The organism is Advenella sp. S44 (assembly GCF_002810445.1).
In the GTDB taxonomy this organism is placed as follows: domain Bacteria; phylum Pseudomonadota; class Gammaproteobacteria; order Burkholderiales; family Burkholderiaceae_B; genus Advenella.
The window spans coordinates 691,704-707,214 of record NZ_NEXS01000003.1; the positions used below are offsets into that span (position 1 = coordinate 691,704).

The 15,511-nt window shown below is 53.7% G+C and carries 15 protein-coding genes; 10 read left to right on the top strand and 5 right to left on the bottom strand.

Annotation, left to right across the window (positions count from 1 at the left end; all coding sequences use genetic code 11):
- The first annotated feature begins 553 nt into the window (after window positions 1–553).
- Together CAP48_RS07260 and CAP48_RS07265 are read left to right on the top strand one after the other, a co-directional pair.
- Entirely contained in the window at window positions 554–2,974 is a 2,421-nt protein-coding gene (locus tag CAP48_RS07260) for a type VI secretion system Vgr family protein (RefSeq protein ID WP_192871298.1), read from the top strand.
- A gap of 11 nt (window positions 2,975–2,985) precedes the next feature.
- Complete coding sequence (locus tag CAP48_RS07265) at window positions 2,986–3,357, top strand: hypothetical protein (protein ID WP_100695329.1); 372 nt, start codon at window positions 2,986–2,988, stop codon at window positions 3,355–3,357.
- A 161-nt stretch (window positions 3,358–3,518) separates the two neighbouring features.
- Here CAP48_RS07265 and CAP48_RS07270 read toward each other — a convergent pair whose 3' ends face one another.
- The 3 genes from CAP48_RS07270 to CAP48_RS07280 form a co-directional block, all read right to left on the bottom strand.
- Window positions 3,519–4,583, bottom strand: a complete 1,065-nt coding sequence (locus CAP48_RS07270; RefSeq protein ID WP_100695330.1) for a pentapeptide repeat-containing protein — start codon at window positions 4,581–4,583, stop codon at window positions 3,519–3,521.
- A gap of 95 nt (window positions 4,584–4,678) precedes the next feature.
- Window positions 4,679–7,345 (bottom strand): DUF2169 domain-containing protein, encoded by a 2,667-nt coding sequence (locus tag CAP48_RS07275; protein WP_100695331.1) that lies wholly within the window; start codon window positions 7,343–7,345, stop codon window positions 4,679–4,681.
- Between the two features lie 37 nt (window positions 7,346–7,382).
- The gene (locus tag CAP48_RS07280; protein ID WP_161495215.1) at window positions 7,383–8,033 is read right to left on the bottom strand and encodes a DUF3540 domain-containing protein; all 651 of its coding nucleotides are present in this window, start codon (window positions 8,031–8,033) and stop codon (window positions 7,383–7,385) included.
- Between the two features lie 384 nt (window positions 8,034–8,417).
- On the opposite strand from CAP48_RS07280, the gene CAP48_RS07285 reads away from it, so the two are divergent.
- The 4 genes from CAP48_RS07285 to CAP48_RS07300 all read left to right on the top strand — a co-directional run bounded on the left by CAP48_RS07285 (window position 8,418) and on the right by CAP48_RS07300 (window position 10,031).
- Window positions 8,418–8,771 (top strand): DUF1428 domain-containing protein, encoded by a 354-nt coding sequence (locus tag CAP48_RS07285; protein WP_100695333.1) that lies wholly within the window; start codon window positions 8,418–8,420, stop codon window positions 8,769–8,771.
- Window positions 8,772–9,027: 256 nt separating this feature from the next.
- A complete protein-coding gene (locus CAP48_RS07290; protein ID WP_100695334.1) occupies window positions 9,028–9,312 on the top strand; it encodes a hypothetical protein in 285 nt (94 codons plus the stop codon).
- A gap of 14 nt (window positions 9,313–9,326) precedes the next feature.
- Window positions 9,327–9,554 (top strand): hypothetical protein, encoded by a 228-nt coding sequence (locus CAP48_RS07295; protein ID WP_100695335.1) that lies wholly within the window; start codon window positions 9,327–9,329, stop codon window positions 9,552–9,554.
- 123 nt (window positions 9,555–9,677) lie between these two features.
- Complete coding sequence (locus CAP48_RS07300) at window positions 9,678–10,031, top strand: VOC family protein (RefSeq protein WP_100696688.1); 354 nt, start codon at window positions 9,678–9,680, stop codon at window positions 10,029–10,031.
- Between the two features lie 8 nt (window positions 10,032–10,039).
- On the opposite strand, the gene rnhA is transcribed toward CAP48_RS07300, so the two are convergent.
- On the bottom strand, window positions 10,040–10,519 hold the full coding sequence (gene rnhA, locus CAP48_RS07305; RefSeq protein WP_100695336.1) for a ribonuclease HI: 480 nt from the start codon (window positions 10,517–10,519) through the stop codon (window positions 10,040–10,042).
- Entirely contained in the window at window positions 10,512–11,300 is a 789-nt protein-coding gene (locus CAP48_RS07310) for a class I SAM-dependent methyltransferase (RefSeq protein ID WP_100695337.1), read from the bottom strand. Before CAP48_RS07310 ends, rnhA begins: the two co-directional genes overlap by 8 nt.
- A gap of 45 nt (window positions 11,301–11,345) precedes the next feature.
- On the opposite strand from CAP48_RS07310, the gene gloB reads away from it, so the two are divergent.
- The 4 genes from gloB (at window position 11,346) to dnaQ (ending at window position 15,499) form a co-directional block, all read left to right on the top strand.
- Window positions 11,346–12,122: a hydroxyacylglutathione hydrolase gene (gene gloB / locus CAP48_RS07315; protein WP_100695338.1), complete on the top strand. Its 777-nt coding sequence runs from the start codon at window positions 11,346–11,348 to the stop codon at window positions 12,120–12,122.
- Between the two features lie 10 nt (window positions 12,123–12,132).
- Entirely contained in the window at window positions 12,133–13,878 is a 1,746-nt protein-coding gene (locus CAP48_RS07320) for a LysM peptidoglycan-binding domain-containing protein (RefSeq protein WP_242444356.1), read from the top strand.
- 103 nt (window positions 13,879–13,981) lie between these two features.
- A complete protein-coding gene (gene fabI / locus CAP48_RS07325) occupies window positions 13,982–14,764 on the top strand; it encodes an enoyl-ACP reductase FabI (protein WP_100696692.1) in 783 nt (260 codons plus the stop codon).
- 12 nt (window positions 14,765–14,776) lie between these two features.
- Window positions 14,777–15,499, top strand: a complete 723-nt coding sequence (gene dnaQ / locus CAP48_RS07330; protein ID WP_100695339.1) for a DNA polymerase III subunit epsilon — start codon at window positions 14,777–14,779, stop codon at window positions 15,497–15,499.
- Window positions 15,500–15,511 lie beyond the last annotated feature (12 nt).

Sequence of the window (15,511 nt, forward strand, 5' to 3'; positions counted from 1 at the left end):
TGATTGAGCAAATGGCGGCAGTGTTTATCTGCAACCATCGTAAAGAGGAAGACGCGCTTATCTTACGCCAATCATATGACAGAAATAATATAGGCGAGTATGGCTGGCCTGAGTTACGGGCTTATTGCCTCATTTGATTCAATCCATTGACTGACAGCCGGGCGCCCAAACGCAGCCTATGCCGATTTTAGAAGCAAACGCACTCAGACGCATTCGCGCATCAATAATGTTTATTAATAAATATTTCAAGTGTAAAACCCTGTTTGACTATTGCACTTGAAATCGCCGCGATGAAGGTATATTGCGGCTTTGTGTGGGCACGCTCAGCATCGGCACAGGCCAGGGAATTATTCGGGTCATTATCCTGAAATAAAGCGTCGCTATGATCTGAGTGATCCCAATAGATCTGTCAATAAGCAACTGATTGTCCCGAGTGTGAGCGGTTGCGCAAAGCCTGAGAGCAACTGAGGCTGTGCGCCTGGTGTAGGCCGATTGCTATCGAACCGCTTCCCCACTTTGACCGAACAGAACGCGTCCACCGCGAGAGATAAACATGGATATTCCTCAACTACAGAACCGCCCCGTTATTGCACACACGCCAATGCCGCAAGTGCTCCATTTCAAAAGCATGAAAGGGCAGTCCGGTTTGTCTGAATTGTTCGAATTCAACGTAGAACTGCTTGCCAAAACCCCTATGCTGGATGTGCGCTCGCTGCTGGGCAAGCCGCTGACATTGCAGATCGAGACTGCCAGCGGCGCACCGCATTTTATGAACGGACAAATTACGCGATTTGAATTGATAGGGCGGGAATTGCTCAACTCGCAATATTACGTTTATCGCGCGACAGTCAGACCATCGCTATGGTATCTGACACAGTCCAGGGACAACCGTATTTTCCAGAATAAGTCAGCGGTCGATATCATCAGGCAGGTGTTAGGTAACTATGGTTTTTCCGTGGAGTACAAACTGACTGAGTCCTATCGCGAATGGGAGTACTGTGTGCAGTACCAGGAATCAGATTTCGACTTTGTTTGTCGGCTCATGGAGCATGAGGGCATTTATTACTGGTTTCGTCACGAGAACGCAGCGCACACCCTGGTGCTGACAGACGACCTGTCTACGCACGAGCCGGTGCCGGGATACGATACCTATACCTACTACGACAGCCAGATGCATCTGCTTGCGCACGAGGAGTTTGTCTCAGACTGGCATGTACAGGCGCAGATCACCCCGGGCGGCTATGCCAGCGTCGACTATGATTTCCGTAAACCCGGTGCGCGCCTGGACTCCACCAGCAAGAATGTGGAAGCCGCCAATACCGACAAGCTGGAGATTTACGAATGGCAGGCCGGATACCAGGAAGTGGACCACGGTGAACAGTACGCGCGTATCCGCTTGCAGGAAATTCAGGGCGCCAGGGAACAAGTGCGGGGTATTTGCAATGTGCGGGCCGTCGAGCCAGGACGTATATTCAAATTGCGTAACCATCCGCGCCGAACGGAAAACCGCGAGTACCTATGTGTATCGGCCTCGTACAATCTGAGCGTCGCCGGCTATAGCACCGGAACCGAACGGGAGGATCGTTTTGAGGTGATATTCCGCGCACTGCCGACCAGTATTCAGTTTCGGGCGCCTCGCGTTACGCCGCAACCGAAGACCAGCGGGCCGCAGACGGCACGCGTGGTCGGCCCGGCTGGCGAACAGTTGTGGACCGACCAGTACGGCCGGATCAAGGTGATGTTCCACTGGGATCGCCAGGCTACGGGTGACGAAAACAGTTCCTGCTGGATTCGTGTCTCCAGTCCGTGGGCCGGCGGCGGATTTGGCGGGTTGCAATTGCCCCGCGTCAATGACGAAGTGGTGGTGGATTTTATCGGCGGCAATCCGGATCGGCCGGTTATTCTGGGACGGGTTTATAACGCGCAGAACATGCCGCCGGTTTCGTTGCCCGCCAATGCGACGCAAAGCGGTTTCCGCAGCCAGTCTGTGTTTGGCGACCCGAGCATGCGCAACCAGATGATTTTCGAGGACAAGCTGGGGCAGGAGCTGATTGATATGCGGGCGCAACTGGACATGGTGTTGGATGTCGTACGCAACCTGACCGTGACCGTCGGGGCTAATTTGAAGACAACGGTAGGCCAGACCGAGACCCGCGATGTAACAGGAACACGCACCACCCATATTGTCGGCCACGAAAAAGAAACCTTTGATGACGGCGTGCATCGGGAAATCACAGCCAGTGGACTTGCCGACAATATCAAGGGCGGCGCAATAACCAAAATCCTGACAGGGGACAATCAATTGCGCGTGGAGGAAGGTAAAAACACCGTCTACGTCAATGGTCTTGAGGATTATCACGTCACTGGTACGCATACGCAGACAATCGACGAAGCTGAAACCCAGAAATACAATACCAGTCTGGACCAGACGGTAACCGGCCCCACAGAACTTATGTACGATGGCACGCTCAAGCGCACCGTGACGGGCACCGAAACGGTTGAGGTTGAAGGCGTTACCGATCACACTTATGGAGCGCAATACACGTCCAAACATAGCGGCAAAGTCTATTACGATGTGTCGGGGCAGGATTATGAAATCCTGTGCGCCAATTACAAGATCAAGGCAACCGAGCAGGAAGAGCGAATCGTCACCGCCCACGCCAAGAATACCTATAAAGCCGGACGTGAAACGAGCGTAACGGGGCACGATTCGTTTGTTGGTTCGACCCGATCTGCCACTTATGTTGCCGGAACCACCATGGCTGCCATGGTCGCGAACTATCGGGGTTATGCGTTTTCTGCCGATGCAATCAACCTGAATCTGGCTGCTGTCAAATATTCCTTTCAGGTCATGAAAGTTGATCTGAGTGCGGGTTCCATGAAAGCCGATGGAGCGACCCTGCACACAGGCGGACTGGATGTCAAGCTCAAGGGGCTGGGCACCCATATCTTTGGATTTTTAGGGCTTTTATAAGGAGAGTTGCAATGATACTTCAAGGTCGAGTCGGCGCTTGCGCAACGATTATTGATATTATGATACTGGGCCCCAGACCCAATTTTGGTCCCAAGGTAACCATGATACCGAATCCGCTTTCACGCGTATTTACACCAGGGTTGGATCTGGAATGTTGTCCGTTACCTACGATGATTACCTGGGCAAATGAGAGCGGCGTTCTTGGTGTATTGGTGCCGGTGGTCAAATGCTTTTCCACGAAATTTATCAACGTGAGTTTTCGGGTTTTTTCCGGCGCACTGCCGGTCTGTCGATGGACGTCTATTGGCCTGAGCAATATTATCAACGGCGTGGCATCGCTCAACGCTGTACCGTCGCCCAACCGCACCTTTGTGTTCGCCTAAGGTATTAAGACACAGGAGACAGGACTCAAAGGCATAAAGACACTTAAGCACTCAAGCACTCAAGCACTCAAGCACTCAAGCACTCAAGCACTCAAGCACTCAAGCACTCAAGCACTCAGACTACAGCGGATCGACTGAAAGCCATGCTAGAAACGGCTCGCTCAACCCGTGCGGGCGTGGGATCTGGCCCAGTCCTGCGACTCGGCCAGATAGGCCTGTCGGGGAATCGCTCCAGGCCGGCGCAGCAAAGCAGCGTCGGAGACCAGGGCGTCGTGAAACAGGGTGTCGTTCAGCCGGACGTTGTCAAACCGGCCATGTCGCAGGTTAGCGAAAGAAAAATCAGTCCGAGATAGATCACAATTTGAAAATTGTCCGGCTTCGCAATTGGCATAATGGAAAATGGCTTCTGTCAAATCGCAGTCAAGAACGGTACTGTTAATTGCCAGTGCATTCATCCATATTGATTGCGGCAATCGGCATGCAACAAATCTGGTCTGGGCCAGGTCCGCCTCAATCAGCAGTACGTTTGTGCCGTCGCAATGGCTAAACGTGGCTGTTTCCAGATTTGCGCCCTGAAAATTACACATGCTCAGATCGCAGTCGCCGAATGTGGCGGCTTGCAGATTGGCCCGGGAAAACGGGCACTGGTTAAACGTCTGATTTGCAAAAGTCATTTGAGCCATATTGCATTCAGTAAATACAACACGATCGAAATACGTTTTGTCGAATCGGCATTGTCGCAAGTCGTTTTGAAAGAAGATAATCAATTCCAGATAAGAGTCTGAAAAATCGGTCTCTTTCAAACGAACGTCATGAAACGTGGTTTTTTCTGCCGTTTCGAATCGTAGTATTGCGCCCGATAAATCGGCACAGGAAAAGGAACAGGATTGCAGGCTTGCATCGTGCCATAGGGTCTGTCCCAGATCACTGTGTACGACATTGTGTTCGGTCAGGCTGGTCTGTTCAAAGCAGGCACGCTTTGCGCTGCAGTGTGACATCATACCCTTGTTGAAATTGGCATCGGTAAAGTTCGCATCGTCAAAAACGCATTCAGAGAACATGGTTTCGGTCAGGACAGCGTTTCTGAATGAAGCACCGGAAAAGTCGACTTTTTCAAAAATCTGTCCGCTCAGGTCGAACTCGTCCAGATTCATACCGCGACAGTCCTCTCGAATAACCGGTTCATATAAGGCCAGAAGCTCGCGGAACTTGGAGGTATCCATCATGGCTGGGATTCCCGGAATTTCACGATATTGATCATAGTTCGGGCTCACGGGACTTGGTGATATCCATCATAGCGGGGGACTCCCACAACTTCGCGTTATTGTTCATCACTGGGCTCCCAGAAATGCGTTGCCTGTTTGCGCAACGGATATAGCTTTGTATATTTAAGAAATGCGCCCTGGGTGTGCGATGTGTCGTCCAGCCAGGTTTCTGATACGTCGGCCGTACACAGGTTAGCGCGACGCAAATCTGTTCCGCGCATATCGGCCTGTTGAAAGTTGCAACCTGTCAGGTCTGCCGCGACAAAGCGCGCAAGGCGCAAATCGGTGCGTCTGAATATTGAGCCGGTCGCCTTGACTGCCGCAAAGTTCGCGCCATGCAGGGTCGCGGCGCTCAGATCGCAGTGAAGCATGACAGCATCGGAAAAGTCTACTGTATTCAAGACTGTTCTATTGAAGGAGCTATTCTTGATTTTCGCTCCTTGGAAGCTGCAAGTGTCTATATTCAGTTTGTAGGTAAATGACGCGCCCTCTATACGGGCATGCATAAAGTTGACGTTTCTCAGCGTGCTTGCGACAAAGGTAATACTGATCAAAGCGGCGTTTTCAAACGTAATGTTTTCCAGCGTATTTACCTGGAATGCGACCTGTGAGAATTTCCCTCTGGCAAAGCTACTGTTGGCAAAACGGCATTCAGTAAAGATCGTCTTATTGACCGTCGCGCTGTCAAAGCGGCAGTTCGAGAATGCCGCGCTTGTTGTTTGTACGACTTCATCCCAGGACGAATTTTCAAAGTTGCAGTTTGAAAACGTGCTGTGTTGCAGCACCATGGCAGAGAGTTGCGCACCGGTAAAGTCAGCGCGCGACGGGCTTGTTGCCCCCAAATTCGTTTCCCTGAACAGGGCATTGCGTAACGACGTATTTTCGATCTTCGATCTTGTGAGTAAAACACGACTGCAATTGGCGCCGTCTAGTGTGGCATCGGTCAGATTGGCACCCGACATATCGCTGCCGGTCAAGTCGGCTGCTGTCAGAGTCAGGCCAGTCAAATTGGCGCCAGACAGGTCCAGTTCGCGCAGATCCATGCCGCGTCGAAGGCGCTCAAGGACCAGGTCTCGCTTCTGATTACAAATGTGTTGTGAGACAGCGATACCTTGCGGCAGAAAATGCGCAGAGTACAAATTGATTTTTTTCATCTGCTGCATGGTCTGGTGTATTTGTTCTCTGTCGGGTAATCCCGCGGCGCCGATGCGATCCGTCTGGTGTTCCTCCTGCCATTGTCTTTCCATATCGGCCTGCAGTTGTTCTAATCTTTGCATGGCCTGTTTCAAATCTTCAGCCGCAGAGTCCGGTATTTTTCCGTCAACAACGTCTTGCATTTTTTCGAATAACACGGGATCCGTATCCGGGTTTTCTGCCAGTGCTTTTTTGATGCGTTCTTTCTCTTCACCAATCTGTTGTTCCGATGCGTGCTGAAGTCGCTGCATTCGGTCATGAAGTTCCGGCAAATACTCGCCGCTGATAGGGAATTGTGGGCCGGTAAATTCAGGCATGATTTTTCTCGAGTCCAGGCCGGTGCCGCTTATCTTGCTACCCATTTCCGCGCGAATGCGTTGTTCGCGCTTACCCGCATTTTCGAGCAGCAGACCGGTATCGACCGGCCGGGTATCGTGCCAGTCTCCGATGATTGATTTGGGCACCAGATCCTTGTCGCGCAAGGCATATAAGGCGCCTGTTTCCAAGTCGCTGCGTCGCTCAAAAATCTCCTTATACCAAGCCTTTTCACGTGGCTGTCCTGGCAGTTCGATTGCAGCGACAATGGCCAGTACGTCTTCGGCATAGGTTTGCGCGACAGCGACCGAGCCGTGGTACATCATGATGGCGTGCTTGATCCCAGGTAGCAGCCAGATCGTGGTTGGCTTCAAATCGACCTCCAGGAACGCTTCGGAGCCCTGACGGTTTTGTCGGGTTACAAAGCATCGCGCGATCCAGTTCGGGATTGTGCCGGTCCAACATGGTTGCTCGGGATGCATATTCCAGACAGAGAACGCGCAGCCGACTGGCAGACTCTCCTTGTCAGTCCAGCGCTGGTCGGCCTCGGCTGCGCTAAAAAGCCGGGTGTTCATATCTGGGAAGAAGCCGGCAATATCCGTTTTCATCCAGATATCGCTAAAGTTGCCCACGTGCTTGTAGCGCCGTGGTCGGTTGATCATGACCGGACTGAATCCGGCGGGCTTGGGACGCTGATTTATGGATGAAATTTGCGCCGTCGGTATTTCTATATTAGGCAGCGGCGTTGTCCAGACACCGTTAATAAGCTGGCGGCCGATGCCTTTGCCTTCCGGATTTTCGTCAAAGCCAGCGCCGCCAAAGGCGTTGGCCCATACTATTGGCATCTGCTCAAAGGGTTGTGGATCTGAAATCCGATGGTCCAGCCAGTAACGGTCGCCAAAGACAAGCAGGCTTTTTTCTTTGTCTGCGACTTTGACCCGAACCGCGCATTGCGTCTTGTTCTGCTGGTGGGCGGTGTATGCCGCGCCACTGACAAGAAATTCCGGGCGTGTCTTGGGAAGAATCAGATCAAGAATGCCGTGACAATCCATCGTCGGCAGCAAGTGGGTCGTAATTTCGGCTTCGGGAACCAGTCGGGGTTCGGGGCCATTGAAATCAATCAGCGTGTAGGCCATGACTCCCAGGCGGCTTTGTTCCAGATAACCGTAGGGCCGTGTGAGTACGCCCACGCGCAGGGGTTTGACTGTTCTCATTGGAATATGTAAAAAATACCAGGCAATTGCGCCTTTACTAGCTCATATGGATTTGGTCGCCGTTGATTTTCATGACGTCCTGAGCAGTCAGCGTGGTGTAGCCGCCGTGAACGCGAGTCAGTTTTTCTGCTTCGTAGTCAATGGTCTGTGCACGGACATGGTCGACCTCTTTGACATTGCGAAAACAAAGCCGGGCTACGCTATTGATGCGATCGGCCAGCAGGCTGACGATGCTGGAAAAAATAGTGGTTTTGCCGACAGTGGCTTCGACGGTTTCGCCGGTGTATGACATTTGTCCGACGGTAAATCTGGCAGTATCGTTTGTCTGTTCGTAATGAGCCGAGCTCAGCGCCAGCTTCGCGTCGCTGCTTATGTGGGTGCCGGCGGCCGAGTGCAGCGAAACGCTGCCGCTTGTGCTGCGGATGGCCAGATCGCCGCGGATGGCGAGCGAAACCGGTGCATTGCTGCTGCGCGAGATGATGGCAATGAGATAAACACGGTACCGGTCGGGGCCGCTGATGATGACCTGATCGCCCACTTGCGGCTCGATCAGGCAACTTAGTGCCTGCGGGCATATCCAGTCGGCGCCATCGCAGTTGACGGTGAAAAGCGCTCCATTGATTTGCTGTACCGTGCCGACAAGCTGTACAGGATCGTAGCTGAGCGGCTGCTTTTGTGTTGCGCGCACGACATGTCTCCGGTCAATGAATAATATGCCATTGTCGCTGTTGAATACTTCATGGATATGACATTCATGATGAATGACGGATCGTTTACATTTTGCTGCACAGCATTTGTCTTTTGCCCCGCGCACGGCTTCAAGTGGCGAATTATCGTACCGGCAAGTGTCGAACCCATCCATACGAATGGACGCATTGCTTTGCCGGCGGTGCCATTTTATTTCGTCTGTGTTCGCACTGCGGCCGCATCTGGTGTTACGCGATCTCGGATGCGACTGTCGTATTCCTCCCCTGAAGTTGTCGTATCAGCCTATTTGCTGACGGCCAGTTATTGCGCATACTACGGGTGTAGACGGCAGCCTATGTCGCTCATAAATTAATGGAGAATACACATGAACTATGTCGATGGTTTTGTTGCAGCGGTGCCAAAAGCCAATCGGGAAGCGTATATCAAACACGCAGCCGAAGCTGCCGTCGTGTTCAAGGAGTTGGGCGCACTCAGTGTGGTCGAATGCTGGGGAGACGAAGTCCCGGAAGGTAAAGTGACCTCCTTTCCGATGGCGGTACAGTGTAAGGCGGATGAAACGGTGATATTTTCCTGGGTCACCTGGCCGTCCAAGCAAGTGCACGACGAGGGGATGAAGAAAATGATGGAAGATCCGCGCATGCAGCCTGACGTAAATCCCATGCCCTTTGACGGAAAGCGCCTGATTTACGGCGGATTCGTTCCGGTTGTGAACGTCTGAGACTACATGCTGTGATTTTTTACCCGGTTTTTTTGCTGCGTCGCTTGTAGCAGACAGCGTTATGGCGTTACAAAATTGCCCCGTGCCGGCGCAGCCCTGCTGGTCTGCCGCCGGTTTTCTGCCTCTGATCGCTGCGGGACTGTGACATTGTGGCGCTGAGTCTATAAAATACCAGATACTTAATCCTGCCTTGCGTTTGTATCTCTTGTTGTTCCGCACTGCAGCGCAATCGGTCAATTTGTCTGGATATTGTATTATGAGAAAACCGCTGTTATTGCTTGTGGGCGCATGCACGCTGCTTGCTGCCTGCGCCGCTCCCCCGGTTGTCGCGCCGTTGTCGGATGCACAATTGGAAGCCATGAGTTGCCGGCAGATCGGACGCGAAAGCGATAAACTGAATTTGCAGGTCGATCAACTGCGTGGCAACAATGCCGTATTCGGCCCGCCAGAGGATCAGAAGCGGGCCGCCATCACTGCAGCGCAGCACCGCCTGCAGCAATTACGAACACAAAGCGTCAAAAAGCTTTGCACGTTCGGCTAAGAAACAGGATAGCAATGTTTACATTAACAGCAGGGCGCGTTGCATCGATAGTGGCGCTGGGATTACTTGCAGCATGTTCCACCGGAACCGACCACTCAAAAAGCGCTGAATGCGGCCGCATCAACTCACGTGTCATGATGGCGCCGGCACCGGGTGCCGGGGACAATTTCCTGTCTCGCAACAGCGCAGATCAGCGCGCCGATGCGCAGCGCGAACGCGCGCGACGTATGGGCTGCGACTGAAACAAAGATACGAGTCTATCGGGACAAGTTGCTTTGACCGCCATCCGCGCGCATTTTCCGCAGTATTTCTGTAATAACGCCGCACCCGGGTAAACCGGATGTATACGAATGGAAGGCTTTGACATGAACCCACAGGACAAAAACGGGAAACTGGACTATATCGAGTTCAACGTCAGCGATATTGCGCGCACTTGCAAGTTTTATGCAAGTGCGTTTGGATGGTCCTTCAAAGACTATGGGCCCAGTTACTGTGAATTTACCGACGGACGGTTTACTGGCGGATTCTCTGTGGGCGGGGCGGTAACCCCCGGGGGGCCGCTGGTCGTTCTTTATGCCGACAATCTGGCGCAGGCTCAGGAACGCGTCGAAAAAGCCGGCGGCCGGATTGTGAGGCCCGTATTCGATTTCCCTGGTGGCCGGCGGTTTCACTTTGCCGACCCCGATGGCTACGAGCTCGCCGTATGGTCAGACCAGTAGCACTGGCTCTAAGCTGACGATTTGCGCTTCCTGACCAGGTCCACGCCCTGATTGGCCAGTTGGTCAGCTCGCTCGTTTCCCGGGTCGCCGGCGTGGCCCTTGACCCATTTCCAGGTCACATCATGCTTGCTGATCTGCTCATTGAGCAATAACCACAAGTCCACATTTTTTACCGGTTTTTTATCCGCTGTTTTCCAGTTGCGCGCCTGCCAGCCTGTCATCCATTCGCAAATTCCCTTCTGAACGTATTGAGAATCGACGTGCAAGGTGACATGACAGCTGCGTTTGAGCGCTCGCAACGCCTCTATGACAGCCATCATTTCCATGCGATTATTGGTGGTTTGCGCCTCGCCGCCAAACAGGGTTTTTTCGTGAGAACCCTGACGCAGCAATACCCCCCAGCCGCCCGGGCCGGGGTTGCCCTTGCAGGCGCCGTCTGTCCAGATATTGACTTGCGGTTTATCTATGTTGGCTTGCGTTTTATCCATGTGGTTCTTTAAAAAGCTGACGTACTTCGCGGCGGGATATTGCAGCTTCGCCGCGGGCGAATTTTTTCTTCTTCTTGCCTTTCCAGGACGGGCCAATCAGCGTCATGCCGTGGGTGCGCTTGACAGCGGCAAGCAGGTAAACGGCACCGGCGACGGGCCACCATCGGTCGCCAGCCTGGTTCATGAAGTTCCAGCGGTTGAGCCATCGGTCTGTATGGCAGGCGGGAGTGTAACAGCCAAAATAGCCGCGGTCTACTTCGAATGACAGCAGTTTCATCCAGTCCTTCAGACGGGTGACCGATACCTGGCGGGATGCAGCAACCGGCATCCACGGTTTGCGCAGGGGCATACGCGAGCGCAGGCCCCACAGGCTCCAGGGGTTGAAACCGGAGATGATCAGGCGGCCTTCATGCACAAGAACCCTCTCGGCCTCCCGCAGCACCAGGTGCGGATTGTCGGCGCATTCCAGGATATGGGGCAAAATCAGCAAATCAATGGAATTGGACGCAAGGGGCAGTGCATCAAGCTGCGCCTGGACAAATCGGGTATTCGGGTAATGGGCGCAATTGTTAAAGCTGTCATCGGTCAGAATGATTTTGGTGCGCATTCTGTTATGATGCAAAAAATTCCAGTCAGGCAGGCCGACCTGCACGGCGTTGAATCCGAAAGAGTCGGCCACAATCTGATCAAATTTTGAAGATTCCCATTGTATGACGCGTTGGCCAGGGTCCGTATTGAACCAATCTGCCAGATTAATGATTCGCGAATGGATTTGTTTCACAGATTCCTCGGTATAAATGCGGCGCCTTAGTAAAGTGACTATCTGATGACAATAAAGATCTGGCCGATCAGCGCGTTCAGCGACAACTATATCTGGACAATTGTACAGTCTGATCTGGCGGTTGTCGTGGATCCCGGGGACGCAGCGCCAGTGTTGGCGTACTTGCGTGAACACGGGTTAACCCTGACCAATATTCTGCTGACGCATCATCATGCTGATCATGTGGGTGGCGTGGCCGAGCTGGTCGAAAAGACCGGCGCTACCGTTTATGGTCCTGCCGGCCCGACCATACCCTGTCGCAATGTCACTCTCAAAGAGGGAGATGACGTCAATCTGAGCCCATTTGGGCAGTTTTCTGTTCTGGAAGTTCCGGGCCATACGCTCGACCACATTGCCTATTTCGGGCAGGTCGATGGCCGCGATGTGCTGTTCTGTGGCGATACTTTATTTGCAACAGGCTGCGGCAGATTATTTGAAGGAAATTCTAGACAAATGCAACAAAGCCTTGATAAATTTAAAAAATTGCCCCACAATACGTCCGTCTATTGTGCTCATGAATACACTTTGGGCAACATTCGCTGGGCACGTACCGTCGAACCGCACAACCCTGATCTGGAACAATGGCAGCGCGAAGCAGAAACATTGCGCAACAACAACCAGACTACCGTTCCAACATCGCTGGAACATGAACTCAAAACCAATCCGTTCATGAGAACGGATGAACCGGTTGTGATAAGCGCAGCTGAGCAGCATGTTGGTCGTTCTCTGGCCCACCCCGAGAACGTGCTTGAAGTATTACGTGAGTGGAAAAACCAATTCTGAGACTGACTATATGAAATTAGTACGATTTTTTCTGGTGGGTTGTGTCGTCGCGCTGACCGGCTGCGCTTCGTCCGGCGGCGGCAAGTACAGTGAGAAGGTCAGTTACCATGGGCCTAACCGGGATGTCTGGGATCGCGTACGCAAGGGATTCGACATGCCGCCCCTGCAGGATGAAAAAGTCGCCTATTGGACCAATTACTACGCTTCCCGCCCAGGTTCAGTCCAGACCATGGCCTCACGTTCGGGCAAATACATCTATCACATTACCAAAGAGCTGGAAAAGCGCAATATGCCCACCGAACTGGCCTTGCTGCCATTTGTGGAAAGCGCCTATATTGCCACGGCATTGTCCCGATCACGAGCTGCCGGCTTATGGCAATTCATTCCCAGCACCGGCACGCAGTACAAGCTGACGCAGGATTGGTGGAAAGATGATCGTCGCGACCCCGTGGAGTCAACGCGCGCCGCGCTGGACTATCTGTCCTATCTGTACACCTTTCAGGGCAATGACTGGCATTTGGCGCTGGCGTCATATAACTGGGGCGAAGGGGCGGTCAAGCGGGCCCGCGGGCGCGCCGGCGGTGGCGGCTATCTTGACCTCAGAATGCCGTCCGAAACACGTAATTACGTACCCAAGCTGATGGCAATCCGCAATATTGTGGCCAACCCGGCCAAATATGGCATTACGCTGCCATCGATTCCCGACAAGCCGTATTTTGAAAAGGTCAGGCGTACCAAAGACATCGACGTGGCCGTCATGGCCCGGCTGGCCAACATTTCCGTGGATGAATTCAAGGAACTGAATCCGTCATTCAATCGTCCTACGCTGCTGGCCATGCATGAGCCGAATATTTTGCTACCGGTCTCGGCAGTAAAGACATACAAGAAGAATCTGGCCAACTACAAGGGGCCGCTAGCCAGTTACAAGGGCTATCAGCCTGCGCCGGGTGAATCGCTCACTGCCATTGCCCAGGCACACGGTATCTCGCTGAGTAAACTCAAGTCACTCAATGGATACTCCGCGCGCCAGAAAGTTGCACTCTCGTCACGTGCCCTCATGATTCCGGTGCAGCCCGATTTCAACACCGATTCCATCGTTCCTCGCGGCCTGCCGCCGACGGCGCCCGATGGCTCTTTGCGTGAATCGGACAGCATGCTGGCAGACGTTGCTCCGCCGGCAGTATCGCCTGCCGCACCTGCCCCTGTCGTGGAGCAGCCACGTGCTTATGCGAGCAATACGCCCACCTCAACGCTGCGGCAGACCGCCGGCTCGCCTGCTGGCGCAGCGCGTCAGGTCGCAAGCAATACCCGTGCGCCATCCGGTTCGACCCGACAGGTGGTGGACTGGGATACAGGTGGCAGTCAGCCTGCGCCGCGTAGCGCGCCTGCAGCCAGCGACGATCCGCTGGCCGCGCTGGTTGCGCAGAACGAAATCCGTGATTCAGCGCGTACCGCGGCCCATGCGGCGCCTGCCAGCTATCAACCTGCGGTACGGCCGGCAACTGCTACCGTGCGGCCACCCGTGCTGGCGCAGCCACAAGCGGCGCCTGCAGTTCGCGCGGCAGCCTACAATCGGCGAGCCGGGGCGGGCACAAGGCCGCCTGAACACTTTGTTACGCAAGGCGAAACCTTGTATTCGCTGGCAAAACGCTACGGAACAACGGTTGATGATCTGAAGGCGCTCAATAATATTGGCACCGAGGGGCTCAAAGCAGGCTTGCGCTTGCGTTTGCCAGGAACCGCTATTCGTGGTTAATGGTGGCGCCTGAGCGCTAAATATTCTGGAATGACTGCGCAATGCCTTTGCATTGCGCATTTTTTTTATAATGGCCTTCATTAAAAAACAATTAGGACAGCAAATGGGCTTTCTTGCAAACAAACGAATTCTGATCACCGGCGTTATTTCGAACCGTTCAATCGCCTACGGCATCGCCACGGCGTGCAAAGCGCAGGGAGCCGAACTGGCTTTTACCTACGTTGGCGATCGATTCAAGGATCGTGTGACTGAATTTGCCGCTGATTTTGGCAGCGCCATCGTCATTCCCTGTGATGTGGCCGAAGACGCACAGATCGACGCCGCGTTCGAACAACTGGCGCAGCACTGGGACGGTCTGGACGGCCTGGTCCATTCCATTGGATTTGCACCTCGCGAAGCCATTGCGGGCAATTTTCTGGACGGGCTCTCACGCGAAGGCTTTCGTATTGCGCATGATATTTCTGCCTATAGCTTTCCTGCCATGACCAAGGCTGCGTTGCCTTTGCTCCGTGCGCGTCAGGGGTCGGTGCTGACATTGACCTATCTGGGGGCCGAAAAAGTGGTACCCAACTACAACACAATGGGCCTGGCAAAGGCTTCCCTGGAGGCGAGTGTACGTTATCTGGCCACGGCGCTGGGCGCAGAAGGCCTGCGCGCCAATGGTATCTCTGCGGGGCCTATCAAGACGCTGGCAGCCAGTGGCATCAAGGATTTTTCGTCCATTCTCAATTTCGTATCGGCACATGCCCCACTCAAGCGCAATGTGACCATCGAAGATGTGGGTAACACGGCTGCATTCCTGCTGTCGGATCTGGCAGCGGGAGTTACAGGCGAAATCGTACATGTGGACGCAGGCTTCTCGACTGTTGTCCCAGGCATGTCTTAAGGATTGCGAATCATGCGACAAATTATTCTCGATACTGAAACAACCGGTTTTGATCCGGCAGAAGGCGATCGCATTGTCGAACTCGGATGCGTGGAGCTGATCGACCGTCAGTTCACTGGGAATAATCTGCATATCTATTTCAATCCCGACAGGGACAGTTCGCCCGGTGCGCTCGAGGTGCACGGGCTGACCACCGAATTTCTGTCTCAGTTTAATCGGTTTGAAGACGAAGCGACCCGCATTTTCGAGTACCTGAAAGGCACTGAAATTTACATTCACAACGCGGCGTTTGACGTGAAATTTCTGAATGCGGAATTTGCGCGCGTGGGCATGCCGCCTATCGAGCAGACCGCTGCCAGCATTCATGACACGCTGGCAATGGCGCGCGAGCAATACCCGGGCAAGCGCAACAGCCTGGATATGCTGTGCGACCGGCTGGGCGTCTCAAACGCGCACCGTACGCTGCACGGAGCGCTGCTGGATGCAGAGTTGTTGGCCGAAGTCTGGTTGGCCATGACGCGAGGCCAGTTCGGCCTGGTCATGGAACATACTGATCAGCCGCGACAGCAGGAAGGCCAGCCGGTGGTAGCGCAGCTTGACGCCACGGTGCTGCGGATTGAGGCGGCCACCGAGGCTGAGCTGGCAGAGCATCATGCCTATCTGGATGGGTTGGATCAGGCGGCCGGCGGCCTCAGTTTATGGCGCAAGCTGACCGAGCCTGCGTATGTTGCCTGATTAGGCAGGATG